The organism is Streptomyces sp. NPDC093094, from assembly GCF_044754345.1.
In the GTDB taxonomy this organism is placed as follows: domain Bacteria; phylum Actinomycetota; class Actinomycetes; order Streptomycetales; family Streptomycetaceae; genus Streptomyces.
In genome coordinates this window covers 1-17,776 of sequence record NZ_JBIVOX010000038.1, presented here as the reverse complement: position 1 = coordinate 17,776, position 17,776 = coordinate 1, and the positions used below count along the sequence as shown (strand labels likewise).

Here is a 17,776-nt window from a genome sequence, read left to right as displayed (position 1 = left end):
CCGCGTGGTGCCGGAGCGGACCATGAGCCCGGCCGGGTTCGTCAGGCACGGGGCAGGGAGAAGCGGAACATCTTGCCGGACCAGCTGGCGTAGAGGTGATCGCCGGCGGTGTGCGTCGACCAGGAGCCGGAGCCGCCGCCGGCGGGGTAGTGCCAGACCTGTTCGCCGGTCTCGGCGTGGAAGGCGTAGAGGCCGTTGCTGCCCGCGGCGAGGAAGAGTGCGCGCAGGGTGCCCAGGAACACCGGGTCGCCGAGGCCCGCCCCTGCCCTCCAGCGTTCCGTGCCGGTCTCGGCGTCGATCCCGTGCAGGACCTTCTCGTCCAGGTAGCAGACGGTGGCGCCGGAGCGGGCGTAGCCGCGGTTGCCGCGGGCGGCGGTCCGCACGCTCCACAAGGTCTTGCCCGACTCCGGGGCGAAGGCCGTGAGCAGCCCGCGGGTCGAGCCGTTGGCGCCGGTGCCCGGGTAGCAGAACAGGGTTCCCTCGACCAGGCTGAAAGACCTGTCGGACATGAGGATCTCACTGTTCGTCGGCGGGAGTTTCGTGGGTTCGCTCCAGAGCGTCCGGCCGTCGCCGGGGTCGAGTGCGAGCAGGTTCATGCCTGCGTCGATGCCGTAGAGCACTTTGCTCCTGTCCGGCGAGTAGAGGGTGACAAGGTCCTTGTCCCATACGCGCCCGCCCGACTCCGGGTCGAGAGCGGTGTATCCCCTGAGCATGGCAGCGGGGTTCGTCCTGGAAGGGCTGCCCCAGGCGATCAGGGTGCCGGCCCGGGTGGTGCCGACGACCGCGAGGCCCTCCTTCACGTCGGAGGTCGTCCAGCGCACTTCTCCGCTCGGCGCCTCCAGGCAGTGGACACGTCCACCGTCACTCATCGCCGCGACCAGCTCTCCGTCCGCGAACTCCAGCCGGGGCGCGCTGTCCCCGCCCGGTGCCGAGTCCCACAGCTTCCGTCCGGACCGGCCGTCGAACGCGTGCACTTTCCCGTCGGTGCGCACCGTGTAGACGTGCTTGTCGTCGGCGAGGGCGTCGGTGTTCTGGCTGTCGAGGTCCTTCCACAGGAGCTTGCCGGTGGCCCGGTCGAGGCAGGCCCCCGACGTCTGCCGGGTGCACAGCAGCGTCGAGCGGGTCACCGCGGTCAGGGACATGCCCGGCCGGGGAAGGTCGCGGGCCCAGTCGAGTGCGGGGGCGGCACCGGTGCCTTCGTCGCCCGGCCGGAGGAACCGGGCGGCGCCGCCGGCCGCCGCGGCCACGGCGAGCACCCCGCCGCCGATGAGCAACCGGCGGCGGCCGAGCAGCGGGGGACTCACGGCGTTCTGCAGGGTGCGCTCGTCCTCGGTCACCTGCAGTCCGACGGCGCCGAGCCAGCCCGCTGTGGTCTCCGGGCGCAGCCAGGACTGCAGGTGACCGACGGTGGGACGCCGGGCGGGGTCCTTGTCGAGGCATGCGGTGACGATGCCGAGCAGGCCGTGCGGGACACCGTTCAGCTGCGGCTCCTCGTAGGCGGCCCGGTAGAGCAGGGCGTGGACCCCGCCGGTGCCGAAGGGCGGGATGCCGGTGGCGGCGAGGGCGAGCACGGCGCCGAAGGCGAACACGTCGCTGGCAGAGGTGAGTTCGGCTCCTCGTGACTGCTCGGGCGACATGAAACCGGGTGAGCCGGCGACCTGGCCCTCGGCGGTGAGTACGGTGCCGTCGACGGCCCGGCTGATGCCGAAGTCGATCACCCGGGGGCCGTCGAGGGTGAGCAGGATGTTGGACGGCTTGAGGTCGCGGTGGATGAGCCCCGCGCGGTGGATCGCGGCCAGCGCCTCGGCCAGGCCGCCGCCGAGCACCCGCAAGGTGGCCTCTGGCATGGGCCCATGGGCGTCCAGGGCGTCGGCGAGCGAGGGACCCGGGATGTAGGCGGTGGCCAGCCAGGGCTGCGGCCCTTCGGGGTCGGCGTCGACGACCGGCGCGGTGAAGGCGCCGGAGACCGCGCGGGCGGCGTCCACCTCGGCCCTGAAGCGCCGACGGAAGTCCGGGTCGGCGGCCAGTTCGGCACGCACCACCTTGACGGCCACCGCACGGCCGCTGCGTGACGTGGCGAGGTGGACGCGGCCCATGCCGCCCGCGCCGAGTTCCCGGATCACCCGGTACGGCCCTATGTGTGTGGGGGCGGCAGCGGTCTGCTGGGGCAGTGAGGGCGGCGTAGCGGGCGGCGTGGTCAAGGGGTCTCGCTCCGGAATGCGTAGAGGGTGGTCTCGGACGCGGCGAAGAGGGTGTCGCCGGAGGTCTGCAGCTGCCAGGTGTTCCTGCCCCTGGCTTCACTGCCGGAGGGCTGGTGCGCCCAGAGCTGCTTGCCGTCGGAGGCGCGCATGACGACGAACCCGGGGACCTCACCCGTGGCGAACGTGGCGACGGCCACCACGGACGAAGAGACAGTGGGACCTTGGTCTCCCGAACCGCCGGCAGGGGACAGATTCAACGGACTCGCGCTGTGCCACACCTGATCGCCGCTGCGCATGTCCAGCGCGAAGACGGTGTCCTGCGCGTCGTGGACGTAGGCCCGCTCACCGCGGACCGTGGCCGGGCTGATGTCGGTCGTCTCATTGACGGCGGTCCACAGTTTCCCGCCGCCGGAGGCGCTGAACGCCTGCACCTTGACGCTGACGACGAGCAGCGCCGTCCCGTCGGTGGCCAGCTGCGGATAGGCACCGGGCTCGACGACGTCCCGCACCTGCCACCGCTCGGTGCCGGTGCGCAGGCCAAGTCCGCTGAGCGTGCCGTTGTCCTGCACGTAGCAGAGGCGACCGTCGGTCCGGGCCTGGAAGTCGCTGCCGCGGACCGTGCGCGACCACAGCACCTCGCCCGAGGTGAGATCGACCGCGCGCACCCCGTAGCCGGCGTCGCCGCCGGTGCCGAGGACGGCGACCGGTCCGGCGACGCACATGACCTTGTCGACGAAGTCGGCGTCGCGGCCGTCGGCGCCGTACCTGGTGACCGCGTGGGAGAACTTCTGCCTGCCTGTGGCGTCGACACCGAACAAGTAGCCGTGCTCACCGGTCCAGCCTTCGGCGTACAGCACGGACCCCTGAACGCCGATCCACTTCGGATCGCCCACGACGTCGGACGGCGGACGGAGTGAACCAGTCCAGCGTTCCTCGCCGGTCGCGGTGTCGTAGGCGGTCGCGTGAGCCGTGTCCCAGTGCACCAGGGTGTCGCCGAGAAGACGAAGCCGTCCGTTCTCCGACTGCTTCAGCCTGGTCGACCACTGTGGCTTCGGACCTGCCGGAACCGTGGGCTCGGGCCGGGCCGTGGCGCCCGTGCCGGCGCCGGACCGCACCGGGTCCTTGCCGGGCCGCGACCGCCCTCCGATCAGTGCCGCGGCTCCTGCGGCCACGGCGACTCCGGTCCCTGCCGCGGTGATCCACAGGAGTCCGCGGCGGCTCGGCCCCTTCGGTACGACCGTGTCGGGCGGGGTGAGGGGCGTGGCGGGCATGGGTGGTGCGGCCACCAGGACGGCGGCGTGTGCCGCCCGCCGTGCGAGGTCCTGCCGCAGGCCCTCGGTCAGCAGCGCGGCCGGGTCGGCGGCCCCGAGCGCGGCCAGCACCGACTCGGCGGGCGGCCTGCGTGCGGGGTCCTTGTCCAGGCACGCTCCGATCAGCGGGCCCAATGCCGCGGGCACGCCCTCCAGTCGAGGCCGATGGTGGACGGCCCGGTAGAGGATCTCGGCCGTGCCTCCGGCGCCGAAGGGGCTCCGGCCGGTGGCCGCGAAGGTGAGGACGCAGCCCAGGGAGAAGATGTCGGCCGCCGGTCCGGCCTCGCGGCTCGACACGATCTGCTCGGGCGCCATGAACCCGGGCGTCCCCATCACCGTCCCCGTCCGGGTCACCCGGGTCGCGTCCACCGCCCTGCTGATGCCGAAGTCGATGACCCGGGGCCCGTCCTCGGCGACGAGCACGTTGCCGGGTTTGAGGTCGCGGTGCACGATCCCGGCGGCATGAATGGCCAGCAGCGCCTCCGCCAGGCCCGTGCCGAGGGCCCGCAGGGCCGCCTCGGGCAGTGCACCGAAGCCGCGCACGACATCGTGCAGCGACGGTGCGGGGACATAGGCCGTGGCCAGCCAGGGCTGCGGGGCGTCGGCGTCCGCGTCGAGGACCGGTGGGGTGTAGAACCCGCTGACCCTGCGGGCGGAGTCGGCTTCGCGCCGGAAACGCCCGCGGAAGTTCGGAGTCTCGGCGTACTCGGGCCGGATCACCTTCAGGGCCACCAGGCGCGATCCCGGTGACCTGGCCAGGAAGACCCTTCCCATGCCGCCTTCGCCCAGGAGGTGGAAGACCTCGTAGGGGCCGATACGGGCGGAACTCTGCTGCCGGGGGACCTGGCTGTGCGGCTGGGCGGATGTGTGCACGTCGTCGCCGCGGCGGTCAGCTCAGGGAGCCGAGAACATCACGGGCGGCGGCGATGGCGGCCTCCTCGGCCTGCTGCTGGGTCGTGGTGGAGTCCTTCCGGCTGAACGTGTAGTCCGCGGTGACCGTGGCGTTGCCCTCGCGGACGATCGCCTGGGCGGAGGCGAGGCCCCCGTCCGTGTCTCCGCCGTAGACCATGAACGCTTCCTCGCCCAGCCCGCTGACAGGCCGCGAGCCGATCACCTTGTACAGCTCCCCCCGGTCCTTGAGGGCGACCTTCTTCTCCGTGGCGTACGTCTCCTTCGCTGCGGGCATGACAACGACGTGCGCGTCCAGACTCAGAAACGGACTGTCGTAGCCCTGGCTCTCCCACCTCGGTGACCTGGTGATCATCGTCGCCAGATCCGCGTCGTCCATCAGCCCGGGTGTGCACTCGGTTCCGGGCGCGATCCTCTCGATGGTGGACGCCTTGATCAGCTCGCACCCCTCGGGCACCTCGGTGAACGCCTTGCCCGGCTCCTCCGGCTCGGCTGCGCCGCCCGGGACACCCGGTGGTCTGCCTGTGGCGGCGTCGTTGTCGTCGCCGCCTGACGTGGCGATGATCACGCCCGCGATCACGGCCACGGCCAGGGCCGCGGCGCCGGCGATCAGCCAGTTCCGCGAACCGCTGCCGCGCGGAGCCTCGCCCGGTCCGCCCGCCGGAACCGGCTGGGACCAGGGCGAGACCGGGGGAGGGGCCTGACCCGGCATCGGGGGCGGCACCTGACCCGAGCCCTGTGCCGCGGGCCCCCAGGCCGGTGCGGCCTGCCCGAGCGGCTGGGTGGGACGGCTCTCGCCGAAAGCCTGCCGCGGATCCACCTGCGGGGTCTCACTCACGTGACAGCCCTCTCTCCTCGTACGGTTCACGTCCGCGGGGCCGGCTCGGACCCGTCCCGCGCGCCGAACTCTTCCGCGAGGCGATGCAAAGCCGATGAAATCCCGCTGAAGCGAGGAGCCGGCCGAACTCTCCGGGGACGGCCGCGGTGTGAACCGAGGTGAAAGCTGTCTCAGATGTCTTCCTCCGGCGGGAAGCCGATGCCGCTGAGCCCGTCGCGTGCCTCTTCGACCTGCCGTGGATGGTCACCGGCTCCGGGCAGGGAAAGGGCGGTCTGGAACTCCTGCCGGGCCTCGGCGTTGCGACCCGCCGCCGCGTAAGTGCTGCCGAGGCGGATGCGGACCGCCATCTCCAGCCCCGCGCTGGTGTGCTGGGTGAGCGTGGCGAGCGCCTGGTGGTGGGTGTCCACCGCGGCGTGCAGGCTGCCCTGGATGTGTTCCACGGTCGCGAGGCGCGAGAGGCTCGCGGCGCGCAGCGGCAGGTCCTCGGCCTCGCTCGCCAGCTCGGCCGCCCGCCGCAGCAGGTCCTTGGCCTCCGGGTACCGGCCGACTGCCAGGTGGGTGTCGGCGGAGAAGCACAGTGTGTTGCTGATCGCCCTGGGCCTGCCGTTCTTCTCGGCGATGGTCAGGGCGGACGCGTTGAGCTCGAATGCCTGCTCGTGCCGCCCTTGCTGGGAGTGGATCGCGCCGAGGCTGCAGACCGCTATCCCGGTCAGCCAGTCGTCGCCGAGCCGGTCCGCCAGCTCCACCGCCTCGTCCAGATGAGCGATCGCGTCCTCGATGCGGCCCAGCATCCACTCGGCGACGCCCATGCCGGCGCTCGCCCGGGCCCGTTCCCGCAGATCGTCAGGGCCGCAGCCGTGCTGCACCGCTTCGGTGAACCAGGTGTGCGCTTGCTGGAGCCGGCCCTGGTAGAGGTCGATCATTCCCATGCAGTTGCGCAGCGCGGAGGGCATCCGCCGGTCGGTGGCCAGGTCCGCGCAGGGCAGCGCGATCTCCAGTGCTGCCCGGCACTCGTGGTACTGGCCCTGGTGGACCAGATGGTCGATCAGGGCCTCGGCGATCCAGCAGGCGTGGTCGAACTGGCCGGCGGCGGCCGCGTGAGCGACCACGTCGACCAGTTCTCCGCCCGCCGCGGTCAGCCATGCCGAGGCTTCCCGCCCGTCGCGGAAGGGGAGGCAGGGGATGTCAGGGCCGGTGGGGAAGGCACCGGGACCCTGGTCGCCGGCGATGCGGCCCGCGGTTGTGTAGAGACTCAGTACGGCGGCGCGGTCGGCGGCGGCCTGCTCGGGCGCTTCGGTGGCGAGGCGCCACGCGTGTGCCCGTACGAGGTCGTGCAGCCGGTAGCGGCCCGGATGCGGCTGCTGCAGCAGACTCGCGTCGACCAGGTCCTCCAGAAGATCCCCGGCGTCCTCAGGGGAACCGCCCAGCACGGCGGCGAGGGTGAGCTCGTCGAAGCGGGCCGTCGGAGCCACGCCCAAGGCACGGAAAGCACGGCGCAGTTCGGAGGTGAGCTGGTCGTACGACAGCCGGAAGGCGGCCTCCACGCTGCGGTCCTCGGCCCGCAGTTCGCCCAGGCTGCGCGAGCCGTCCGACATCCGGCCGGCGAGAAAGGCGAGCGTCCAGGACGGACGATTCTGGAGCCGGGCGCCCGCGATGCGCAGCGCCAGGGGAAGTCCGCCGCACCGCCGGGCGAGTTCGAGAGCCGCCTGGGGTTCGCGGTCCGCACGGGACTTCCCGAGGAGTTCGCGGAGCAGTCCGACCGCCTCGCCGGTGCCCAACGGCTCCACGGTGAGCCGTAGATCGGTGTCGAGGCCGGCCAGCCGCTGCCGGCCCGCCACCAGGACCCGGCTCCCCGGGCCGGCGGGCAGGAGCGGGCGTACCTGCTCGGAGCTGCGGGCGTCGTCGACCACGAGCAGCAGCCGTAGTGCGCTCGTCGCCGCGCGCCAGGCCGTGACCAGTTCCCCCAGGTCGTCCAGGTCGTCAGGCACTTCGTCACCGCCGTCGTGGACCGCACGCAGCAGGCGGCGCAGTGCGCGCCGTGTGTCGCCGCTCTCGTGGAGGGCGCTGTGCGTGTGGAGGTCCACGTACAGGCAACCGTCGGGGTAGGCATCGGCGAGCGTCCAGGCGGCGCGTACCACCAGGGCGGTCTTGCCGACCCCCGCCGTGCCGTCGACCGCGACCACGGACACGGCCCCTGGGGCCATGGGGGCGGTGAGCAGGGCGAGTTCCCGCTCACGGCCGACCAGGCAGGCGCTGTCGCCCGGGAGGTCGTTTCGGCGGGGGCGGGGGGCGCCGGTGTGACCGGACCCGTTGGAGAGACGAGGCGCGGGAGCCGGTTTCCCGGCCCGGCTGTCCTGGGGAGCGGTGGGGGCGTCGGCCGCCCGCCGCTGTGCCGGCCGGCCGAGGAGGAGGCGGTCGTCCCGGCGCAGTACGGCCTGATGCACAGTGCGCAGTTCCTCGCCGGGCTCCACACCCAGGTCGTCGCGCAGGCGGCGGCGCATGTCCTGGTGGACGGCCAGCGCCTCGGCCTGTCGGCCGCTGCCGTACAGGGCCCGCATCCGCAGTGCGGCGAGCGGCTCGTCGTGAGGCTGGACCAGGGGCGCGGCCATGAGTTCGTCCAGCGCTTCCTGGTAGCGGCCGAGCAGCATCAGGCACTCCACCCGGTCCTGGTGCAGCATGCGCCGCTGCCGGGCGAGGCGTTCTCGCTCGCTGTCGGCGAGGGGACCCGGAAGACCCGGCAGCGGTTCCCCACGGAACAGCTCCAGCGCCCGGCCGCCGTGCTCCAGTGCGGCGTCGAGATCGGCGGAGGCCCTCGCTCGCCGGGTGCGGGAGACCTCCGCGGCGAGATCCGCGAGGTCGGTGCGCGCTCCGTCGGGTACGAACCGGTAGCCGCCGCGCCCGCTGTGGATCACCGACCGGCGGGAACCGGCGGCAGGCGCTCCGTCGAGCGCCTTGCGCAGCGCGTAGGTGTAGCTCGGCAGGACCCGGTGGCCCGTGGCCGGGAGATCATCGCCCCACACGTCGGCGAGGAGTTGCTCATACGTCACGAAGCCCGGCGCACGCAGGATCAGAGCGGCGAGAACCGCCTGCCGCCGCACCGGGCCGAGCGCGAGCGGCGCATCACCGCGACGGGCCCGGACCGGCCCGAGCAGGTCGATCCGCAGGTCCCCGCTTCCATCCCCGCTTCCATCGGTCGCGCTCCCGCCGGATTCCTCGGAATCCATGCCCATGGCCAAGCCCCCGTGTCCCCGTACAACCCGTGCCTGCCCGGTCTCTCGAAACCCTGGTTCATGAGGATTTCACCGGCCTTGCAGCGCCTCGCGAAAGAGTCTGCCCGGTTGCGTCGGGTGCCGCCGCCGAACCCGGCGCGGAGCGAGCGACCCGGCGGCGTGACATCCGCCACGCGGGCCTGCAGCCGACCGGCCGACACGTCAAGGAAAGAGGAAAATCCGCAATGTCTCATGCCAACCACGCACCCGCCGCAGGGCCCACCCGCCGCACCGGACGATGGGAACGCTACCGAGTCACCCACCCCTTCTCGCCCAAGGACCAGGCAGCCCTGTGGGGGGCGATCGCGGGCGTCCTGGCACTTGCCGTACTGCTCGGCTGGGCACTCGACATGAAGGGTGGTGTGGTCGTCGTCGCGGCAACTCCCTTCATCGTCTCCTGGTTCGAGAAGCGACGCACTGCGTTCCAGTTCGACGCCGCCGGTGCCCGGTTCGGCGGCACGCTGCTGCCGTGGTCCGACGTCACGCAGTTCGTCGTGGCCACACCGCCGGACGGTCCGCACACGCTCATCGGTGCGAGGCTGCGCCCCGGCGCGACCTTGCCGACGGGAATGAACGTCCCGCCCCACCGCCCCGACATGCCCGCACCCGTCCATGTGCCCGTCCTGCGTTCCAAGTTCGACCTGGCGAAAATGGTCGGCAAGGCGCGCAGGTACGCCCCGCCGCACATCCAGATCGTGGTTGTTGAACCGTCGGGTGAACGCATCGCGACCTGACTGTTCCAGCCCTTGGAGAGCCTCTGAAGGGCCTGTTCGGGCAACCGCTCGGCACACCGGTCCGCGCGACGCCATGGCGGACGCCCTCGGCCGCGTGCGCGGTCATCTCCGCACGATCTCTCCGCGCTCGGCGGTCTCGCGCCGCGCGAACCGACCCCACTGCTCCTCCGCGGAGGGGCAAGCCTGACATTGCAAGCTCCCCCCTCTCGAGGAGACGGATCGTGCGTGCCCTGACCGTCGGCCGATGTGCAGCCGCTTTCATCAGCCTGGGAACCCTGCTCAATTTGCTTGTGCGTGGCGTGGACAGCGCCTTCGTCGTCCCCGACGCCCTGGTGGGTGCCGCTCTCGCGATCGGGGCGGTCCTGCCTGCCGGCCCGGCGGGCCGGGTGCTGACCAGCGGGTCCGGGGCGGCGGCCGGTGTGTTCAGCGTGGCCACCGCCGAGCACGTCGTCCATGACGAGTCCGCTGTCGGCTCTCTGGTCTTCGCGCTGATCTGCGCAGCGATGACGGGGCTGCTCGTCCGGCGTGCTGAGCTGCCCTCACGGTGTCCGTCCCTTCCTCCGAGGGCGGCGGAAAGCCGCGCCCAGGCGGAATGAGCCCCAGCCCGGCGCCGCCGGCCCGCGACGTCCCCGACCTGCGTCGTCGCGGCCGACTCGGGCGTTCACCCGGCGTCCCGGCCGACGCCGCCGGCCGGGACCGACTCGGGTGACGGTGACGGGGTGACTGCACGAAACAGAACGTTCTTCCGGGAACTCTCCTGGTTTCCGGCCACGAACGGGCCTGAATCTTCCTTCATGCCTCTTTCCCGTCGTATGTGCAACTCGTCCGCCCCGCACGACGGAAGCCGCTCCTCACTCCCTTGGGCCCGGCGGGCTGGCGGCCCTCGCGACCCCCCACGGACAGTGGCAGAAAGACCCCGCCCGGAAGGCCCGCCACCCATGTCCGGACCCATGGAACCCCTGCCCGAATGCGCCGACGACCCCACCGGCGCACTGCGCGCCATGTTCGTGGACCTCGTGCAGGGCAGGCGGATCGCACAGGGGCAGGAACCCGCGCTGCGGCCCGTCTTCCTCAAGGCCCACGGCTCCGCCCGGGGCGTCCTCACCGTCGACGCCGACCTGCCCGAGGAACTGCGTGTCGGCTTCCTGGAGGCCGCCCGCGCCCAGGGCGGGCTGACCGCCTGGGTGCGGTTCTCCAGCGACACCGTGCCCACCCGGTCCGACCTGCGCACCACCCTCGGCATCGGGATCAAGCTCTTCGGGGTGCCCGGCGTGAAGCTCCTGGCGGACGACAGTGCCGCGGACACCCAGGACCTGCTGCTCCAGAACCACGACGTGTTCTTCGTCGACACCGCCCGCGACATGTGCGAATTCACCCGGGCCGGGGTGGTCGACAACACCCTCCAGGCGTATCTGGACAGCCGTCCGGTCACCCGGACGGTCCTCCAGGACATGGCCAAGGCCGAGAAGAGCACGCTGACGGCCACGTACTGGAGCGTGCTTCCGTACGGCTTCGGGGGCGACCGGCACGTCAAGTACAAGCTGGTCCCCGCGGGCTGCCCGGACGGCGATCCGCAGGCCGTGCCGCCCGACGAGGACCCGTCCTTCTTCCGTGGCGACCTGCGGCACCGGCTGGCCGCCGGGGAGGCGGCCTTCGACCTGTTCGTACAGCTGCGCACCGACCCGGACGGTATGCCTCTGGACCGGGCCACGGTCCGCTGGGAGGAGGCGGCGAGCGCTCCGGTGCGGGTGGCCGGGCTGACCCTGCACCAGCAGAACACCGAGGCGCGCGGCCAGGCCGCGTACGGTGAGAACCTCGCCTTCAACCCCTGGCACTCCCTGCCCGAGCACCGCCCGGCAGGCAGCATCGCCGAAGCCCGCCAGGTCGTGTACCTCGCCTCGGCCGCCCGGCGGCGCGACGCCAACGGCATCCCCACGACCGAGCCCGGCCCCGCCCGGCCGGCCTCCACCGAGCCGCCCGGCCGCGACACCCGGATCGTCCGCGCCGCCGTCCACCCGGCGATCGGCGTGGCCCGGGTCGGCGACAGCGCCGAGGGGTTCTTCCTCGCCCCCGAGGTCGACGACGCGCCCACCGAGGCGTCCTACAAGGATGCGACCGGGGCCCTGAAGCGGCAGGCGGTCCGCTTCCGGGTGTACGGCTTCAACGCCGCCGGGGAGCCGGTCGCCGAGCTGACCGCGGACAACGCCGACCTGCGGTGGACCGTGCACGTGGCCAACAAGAAGGCCGCCTGGTACCAGTTCCAGCTCGCCCTGGACATCCCGGAGGCCGCCCAGGCCCCGGAGAGCGGACTGCGCAACGCCACCGTCCGGCCCCGGAGCCGGCTGGTCATCGACCCCGGCTCCCGGTCGGTGCGCGGCCGCGACCGGGCCGGGCTGCCCGAGCTCCGGTTCGACACCGGCACGTTCATGGGCAGCCCCGTCTACCTGGGCGAACTGCGCACCGACCGGGCCGGCCGGCTCCTCTTCCTCGGCGGCCGCGGCAAGGCGGCCTCGGCGGGCAACCTCCCCGCCACCGACTACGCCAACAACGACGGCTGGCACGACGACATCGCCGACGGGCCGGTGCGGGCCGAGGTCCGGATCGACGGCCGGACCGTCCCCGTCGAGCCCGCCTGGGTCGTCGTCGCGCCCCCCGACTACGCGCCCGGCCTCAAGTCCGTCCGCACGCTCCACGACCTGCTCCGCGACACCTACGTGACGGCCGGGCTGCTGCCACGCCCGCAGCGGGTCTCCTTCACCCACGACGTGCTGCCGGTGCTGAGGCGGTTGTGCGACCTGCAGTGGGTCAACCACGGACTTGCCGTCCAGTTCGGCCACGGCGGTCGCGACCATCTGCTGGCGCCCGAGCGGCTCACCCGGCTGGCGAGCAAGGACCCGGTCCACAAGGAGCTGCGGCGCCAGGTCTGGGCATCGCTGCGGCACCTCGACCGCGACGGGATGTCCACCGTCCCCTGGCCCTCGGTGTACGGCGACGCCGTGAATCTGCCGCCGGTCTCCCCGCGCCAGCACCTCGCCCTCTCGCCCCTGCAGTACGACCTGCTGACGCGCTGGATGGACGGCGCCTTCGTCGAGGACTTCGATCCGGCCGCCACGCCGGTGACCGGGCTGGAGGACGTTCCGCTCGCCGAGCGCCCCGCGACGCTGGACCGGGCCGCGCTGTCGTTCTGCCTCGCCGACGCCTTCCACCCCGGCTGCGAGCTCACCTGGCCGATGCGGCACGCCACGATGTACTCGGCGCCCTTCCGGATCAAACACCGCGACCCGGGTCTGCCCGACCAGAGCTACGGCCGAGTCCTCACGCCCCAGGCCGCGCTCGGGGTCGACGGCCCGCTGTACGCGCAGGGGCCCGGCCACCTCACCCGGTGGATGGCCGTCCCCTGGCACACCGACACGGCGAGCTGCCGCTCCGGCTACGACCAGGGCTTCGGGCCCCGCTACGACCCGTACCTGCCCACGTTCTGGCCGGCCAAGGTGCCCAATCACGTCCTGGCCGAGGAGGAGTACACGATCGCGATGGACCCCGCGCGGCCCCAGGAGGAGCGCAGGCTCGCTTTCGAGCGCAGGTCCGTGTGGCTGCGCTGGCTGCCCACCGGCTACGAGACCCAGATGAACGAGATGGTCCGGGACTTCGGCAAGCTCGGGATCGTCGAACGCCGTCCCGGACCGCAGGACACCCCTGGGCTCCCCAAGACCATGCTGGTGGAGTCCGAAGTGACCTTCGCTCCCGAGCCCGCCCCGCCCCGCGAACGCAATCTGATCACCGTGCATGTGCCGGAGGCCGCCGATCCGGAGGTACGGGCCGACACCGTGGCCGTGGCCGCAGCGATGGCCGAGCCGCCCGACGAGGAGGTCTCGGCCGGCTTCATCAACAAGATGACCCGCTTCCCGGGCCGCCCGTGACGGGCGGCTGCGACGCGGTCGTGGCGGGCGCCGGGCCGGCCGGGTCGGTCGCGGCGCTGTGCCTGGCCCGCGCGGGCCGCCGGGTCCTGCTCCTCGACCCCCGGCCGCGGGACCTTTCCGGGCCGCGGGGAACGGGCCCGTACCGGATCGGTGAGACCCTGCCGCCCGCCGCCCGGCCTGTGCTGAGCGACCTCGGGCTGCTGGCCGGGCTCGACGCCGACGGGCACCTGCCCTGCACCGGCACCGACGCCGCCTGGGGCTCGGAGCAGCTGCACGGGCGCGGTCACGTCATGGACCCGCACGGCCACGGCTGGCACCTGGACCGCGTCCGCTTCGACGCGTTCCTGCGCGGCGCGGCCGAGGACGCCGGGGCCCGGCCGGTGCACGGCATCGCGGTGCGCCGGACCGGCCGGCCGGGGGCGTGGCGGCTGGTGGTCCGCGAGCGCGGGGTGGAACGGGAGCTGCCCTGCGCGTGGCTGGTGGACGCCACCGGCCGGCGCGCGGTGATCGCCCGGCAGGGCGCGGTACGGCTGCGGCAGGACCGGCTCGTCGCCGCGTACGCCCTGCTGACCGGCCCCGTACCGGCCGACCAGGACCTGCGCACGCTCGTGGAGTCGGCGCCGGGCGGCTGGTGGTACACCGCGCGGGTGCCAGCCGGGCGGCTGGTGGCCCACCTCACCGACCTCGACCTGGTCGAGCCCCGGCTGCGCGGCGCCGCCGGGTTCCTGGAGGGGGCGGCCGGCACCCGGCACGTACGGACCCGGCTGGACGGCTACGCCGCCGGGCGGCTGCCGGAACCGCGATGGGCGCCGGCCCATGGGCAGCGTCTCGCCCCGCCGGCCGGGCCGGGCTGGGTGGCCGCCGGGGACGCCGCGCTCGCCTGCGACCCGCTCTCCTCCCAGGGGATCCTCACAGCCCTGCACACCGGCGCCCGCGCGGCCGTGGCCGTCGACAGCTCCCTGCGCGGCGAGGCGGGCGCCCTGGCCGCGTACCGCGCCTTCGTCGACGGGATCGCGGCGCCCTACCTCGCCCTGCACGCCCGGGCCTACGCCGACGAAGCCCGCTGGGTGTCGTCACCGTTCTGGGCGCGGCGCCGCCCGGCGGCGGCAGCCCTGTCCGGGGTCCTCACGCCGGGTTGAGGCAGATGTTCTGCGTGGTGCCGGCCATGGTCGCCCGGTCCAGGACGACGAGCCGGTTGATGTGCCCCTCGCGCATGACGAGCAGCGAGTACGCCGACCGCATGCCGTCGATGAGGGCGGTGAACCGGGCGTTCGCGTCGAAGGCGCATGTGTCGAACCCCTCCGTAACCCAGGACCACGGCAGCAGCCGCTCGTCGGCGCAGTCCTGCAGGACCGGGGCGACGACCCGGGGGGAGGCGGACGTCGAGGCCGGTGGTGTCGTCCCGCTGGGCCCCGGCAGGGGTCCCTCCTCGAAGACTCCGCTCCTGCGCCCGCTGTCGGTGGTCCGTTCCGCGACCGCGGCGAACCGCTTGTGCATCGGGTCCCGCAGCCGCGCGGTCGAGCCGTGGCCCTCGGCCCGGCGCAGGGAGATCCGGACGAACGCGGTGAGTTTCACGACGAGGCCGGACTCGTCGTGGACGGGGAAGAGCTCGGGGCGGTCTGCGCACCGCCTTGTGGAAGCTGCCGCACGGCGACCGGCCGCTCGTGCGGTGCAGCGGGGAGTCCGTGGCGCTCACCGATGCCCTGCGGGTGGACGTCCACGCCCTGCCCGAGATGGCGCTCGGCGTCGTGCGCGCGAAGGCTCCGCCCCCGCACGGCCCCGCGCCACCGGTCCTGCCGGGCGGCGGTGAGCTGCCGCCCGGCAGGGACGAGGAGTGGGTGCCCCTCGAGCGTGAGCGGCTGCGCCGACTGCGGCCTGCACGCGCCGGACGCCCTGGCGGACAAGCTCACCCGGCAGGGCAGCCCGGCTCTGGCCCTGGAGGCGGCGCTTGCGCGCGTACGGACCGAGCTGCTCCGGGAGAGCGCGCACCGGGCGGTCGTGGCGGCGCACCTGTCGGAGGGCGAGGTGATCGAGGCCGCACGGCACCACCGTGCGTACCGGCTGCTCCGGGACGAGCCGGGCCCGGAGCCGTCCGCTCGGCTCGCCCGGATGATTCCGGCGGTCCAGGCGATGACGGCGCAATGACAAGGCGCTGACGGCACCGGCCTACCCTTCTTCATGGACAAAAGGGTGCAAAAACGGCACGGAAGGGGCTGTCCATGACGTCGCTCCTCGAATACCGGAGCAACCGGATCGTCGAACTGATGGAGGAGCCCGCCGAGCGCCGCGACGCCGACTGGCTGAAGGAGTCGCTTCAGCAGGCGATGATGCTGGAACTCGCCACTCTTCCCCCGTACTTGTCCGCAATGTGGTCCATCGAGCCCCAGAGCGGGGACGTGCTGAAGGCGTTCAAGCGGATCGTCTTCGACGAGATGTCCCACCTCGGTCTCGCCGGGAACATGCTCACCACCATCGGCGGAGTCCCCCGCCTCGGCGACGTGCACACGGTGCCGAGGTACCCCGGTCCGCTGCCCGGCGGCGTACGTCCGTCGCTGACCGTCTTCCTGAGCGGGCTGTCGAAGGAGTCCCTGGATCTGTTCGCGAAGATCGAGGAGCCCGACGCCCCGATCGCGAAGGCCCGGTCGCACACCTCCATCGGCGCGTTCTACACCGCGATCCTGGAGGCGTTCCAGGACCACGCGGAGCTGATCACCGGGGCTCACCAGCTCGAACGGGACATGCAGCACCATGGCGAGGGAAACACCCTCGTGGCACTCGACTCGCTCGCCGACGTCGAGGCGGCCATCGAGGTGATCAAGGAGCAGGGCGAGGGCACCGCCGCCTCGCCGCAGAACCCGCACCCCGGAGTGACCGACGAGCTCGCCCACTTCTTCGTCTTCCGGGAGCTCTTCCACGGCCGCAAGCTGGTCAAGGTCGCCGAGAACCCGGACCGGTGGGAGTTCACCGGGGACGTCATCGCGATGCCCGGCACCCGCCCGATGGGCACGGTGCCCGACGGCGGCTGGGGAGCGCCGGGGCAGCCGACCCCCGACGCCGAGACACAGGACCTGCTGGACCGGGGCAACCAGGCGTACAGCCGGATGCTGGACCTGCTGGAGGACGCCTGGCAGGCGAACGACCCGGACACGGCGACCGGCCTCCTCGACGAAGCCGTCTCCAGGATGGCCGGTCTCAAGGGACCGGCTCGAGCCCTGATGCTCCGCGAAGTCCCGGGCGGCGACGGCCAGACCTACGGACCGGAGTTCCGGTACATCGACGGCTAGGACCGATCGGCAGGCCGGCCCGGTGAGGAAGGAGTGCCATGAGCGAGCAGGGCTCGGGCCCGGGTGAACGACCCTTCGAGGTCCCGCCGGATCTGCCTTCGCAAGGCAGCCAGGGCCAGGAACCGGAGAGCTTCCGGGTGGCCCCGTACCCGCCGTCGGAGGCGAGCAGGGCGGCGGTGGAACGGGCGAGCGGTCTGAGCGACTTCAGAATCCGCAGCGTGCGGGACGAAGCCGTGGAGGCGCTGTTCGCCGCTGTGAGAAGCCGGCAGCGGCCGGGGCAGCCACGTCCCGCCGACCATCTGGTCGGTGTGGGGAACGTCCAGGGGCTCGGCTGGGGGCTGAGCGAGCCGGAGGACGAGGCCGTGCCGGGCACGGAGGTGCTGCGCGTCTACGTGGCGGAGCCGGTGTCGGCCGATGCGGCACGGGCACTCGTCGTCGACGGCCTCGGGGTCGGCGCGGCCGGAGACCTGCCCCTGCACGTCGTCCACAGCGGGATCATCAGCCTGCAGAACCTCACGCACCGGCAGCGGCCGGCCGGGGGCGGAGTCTCCATCAGCCATTACTCCGGAGTGCAGGGCACTCTGGGGTTCTTCGGCCGGGGCCGCGCCCCGGCGGATGCCGGCAAGATCTTCCTGGTCAGCAACAACCACGTCATCGCCAACCTGAACTCCGCCGCCAGCGGTTCCTGCATCGTGCAGCCCTCCGGCGCCGACGGAGGCCGCTGCCCTGCCGACCGGATCGCGATACTGGACAAGATCTACCCCCTCGACCTGACGTTCACGGTCAACAACTACGCCGACTGCGCCCGGGCCTGGTGCTACCCCGACCAGGTGGTGCAGAGCCAGCTTCAGGTGCACATGGTGCCCGGGATCGGCCCGCAGTTCTACGGCATAGGGAGTGTGGCCCAGGCGGCCACGATGAACATGTGGGTCGGCAAGACCGGCTGCATCACACAGACCACCTACGGAAAGGTCGAGGACACCTACTGGGGCGGCCTGATCAACGGACTGCCCTTCGACGGGCAGATCGCCGTCAGGAACCCCGGCTACACCTTCTCCACGAACGGCGATTCGGGTGCGGTCATCTGGGCCTACGACTCGACCGTCAACCCGGTGGGTCTGCTGGTCGGAGGAAACCCCTTCGCCCAGATATCCTTCGCCACTCCCATTTTCTGGGTTCTCGACTACCTCGACCTCAACCTGCTCTAGATGATCAATGAACCGTTCCGGGTTCGGTAGAGATCTCAGATGTTGGTTGTGACCTGGGGTTTCGTGGTTGCGAGGTAGTGGTTGTTCTCGTATTCGATGGGCG

The 17,776-nt window shown here is 72.5% G+C and carries 12 protein-coding genes; 7 read left to right on the top strand and 5 right to left on the bottom strand.

The features are described from left to right. Positions 1-41: 41 nt before the first annotated feature. From ACIQGV_RS39145 to ACIQGV_RS39130, 4 genes are all read right to left on the bottom strand, one after another. Positions 42-2,201 (bottom strand): PQQ-binding-like beta-propeller repeat protein, encoded by a 2,160-nt coding sequence (locus ACIQGV_RS39145; protein WP_402504138.1) that lies wholly within the window; start codon positions 2,199-2,201, stop codon positions 42-44. Beyond that, on the bottom strand, positions 2,198-4,384 hold the full coding sequence (locus tag ACIQGV_RS39140; RefSeq protein WP_402504136.1) for a PQQ-binding-like beta-propeller repeat protein: 2,187 nt from the start codon (positions 4,382-4,384) through the stop codon (positions 2,198-2,200). Before ACIQGV_RS39140 ends, ACIQGV_RS39145 begins: the two co-directional genes overlap by 4 nt. A 16-nt stretch (positions 4,385-4,400) precedes the next feature. Then, positions 4,401-5,258 (bottom strand): hypothetical protein, encoded by an 858-nt coding sequence (locus tag ACIQGV_RS39135; RefSeq protein WP_402504133.1) that lies wholly within the window; start codon positions 5,256-5,258, stop codon positions 4,401-4,403. 170 nt (positions 5,259-5,428) lie between these two features. Continuing rightward, on the bottom strand, positions 5,429-8,488 hold the full coding sequence (locus ACIQGV_RS39130; protein ID WP_402504131.1) for an AfsR/SARP family transcriptional regulator: 3,060 nt from the start codon (positions 8,486-8,488) through the stop codon (positions 5,429-5,431). A 224-nt stretch (positions 8,489-8,712) separates the two neighbouring features. Between ACIQGV_RS39130 and ACIQGV_RS39125 the strand changes: the two genes are divergently transcribed. The 4 genes from ACIQGV_RS39125 to ACIQGV_RS39110 all read left to right on the top strand — a co-directional run bounded on the left by ACIQGV_RS39125 (position 8,713) and on the right by ACIQGV_RS39110 (position 14,320). Continuing rightward, positions 8,713-9,261, top strand: a complete 549-nt coding sequence (locus tag ACIQGV_RS39125) for a hypothetical protein (RefSeq protein ID WP_402504128.1) — start codon at positions 8,713-8,715, stop codon at positions 9,259-9,261. A 284-nt stretch (positions 9,262-9,545) separates the two neighbouring features. Beyond that, positions 9,546-9,857, top strand: a complete 312-nt coding sequence (locus ACIQGV_RS39120) for a hypothetical protein (RefSeq protein WP_402504125.1) — start codon at positions 9,546-9,548, stop codon at positions 9,855-9,857. A 342-nt stretch (positions 9,858-10,199) separates the two neighbouring features. Further along, a complete protein-coding gene (locus ACIQGV_RS39115) occupies positions 10,200-13,181 on the top strand; it encodes a LodA/GoxA family CTQ-dependent oxidase (protein ID WP_402504123.1) in 2,982 nt (993 codons plus the stop codon). After that, on the top strand, positions 13,178-14,320 hold the full coding sequence (locus ACIQGV_RS39110; protein WP_402504121.1) for an NAD(P)/FAD-dependent oxidoreductase: 1,143 nt from the start codon (positions 13,178-13,180) through the stop codon (positions 14,318-14,320). The genes ACIQGV_RS39115 and ACIQGV_RS39110 overlap by 4 nt, the downstream gene beginning before the upstream one ends. On the opposite strand, the gene ACIQGV_RS39105 is transcribed toward ACIQGV_RS39110, so the two are convergent. Then, positions 14,307-14,756 carry a hypothetical protein gene (locus ACIQGV_RS39105; protein WP_402504119.1) on the bottom strand — a complete coding sequence of 150 codons (450 nt, stop codon included), beginning with the start codon at positions 14,754-14,756 and terminating at the stop codon, positions 14,307-14,309. The two genes, ACIQGV_RS39110 and ACIQGV_RS39105, sit on opposite strands and share 14 nt — an antisense overlap. Before the next feature lie 276 nt (positions 14,757-15,032). Between ACIQGV_RS39105 and ACIQGV_RS39100 the strand changes: the two genes are divergently transcribed. The 3 genes from ACIQGV_RS39100 to ACIQGV_RS39090 all read left to right on the top strand — a co-directional run bounded on the left by ACIQGV_RS39100 (position 15,033) and on the right by ACIQGV_RS39090 (position 17,673). Beyond that, positions 15,033-15,326: a BTAD domain-containing putative transcriptional regulator gene (locus ACIQGV_RS39100; RefSeq protein ID WP_402504117.1), complete on the top strand. Its 294-nt coding sequence runs from the start codon at positions 15,033-15,035 to the stop codon at positions 15,324-15,326. 74 nt (positions 15,327-15,400) lie between these two features. Next, positions 15,401-16,465, top strand: a complete 1,065-nt coding sequence (locus tag ACIQGV_RS39095; RefSeq protein ID WP_402504114.1) for a ferritin-like protein — start codon at positions 15,401-15,403, stop codon at positions 16,463-16,465. Positions 16,466-16,503: 38 nt separating this feature from the next. Beyond that, on the top strand, positions 16,504-17,673 hold the full coding sequence (locus ACIQGV_RS39090; protein ID WP_402504113.1) for a hypothetical protein: 1,170 nt from the start codon (positions 16,504-16,506) through the stop codon (positions 17,671-17,673). The last annotated feature ends 103 nt before the right edge of the window (positions 17,674-17,776 follow it).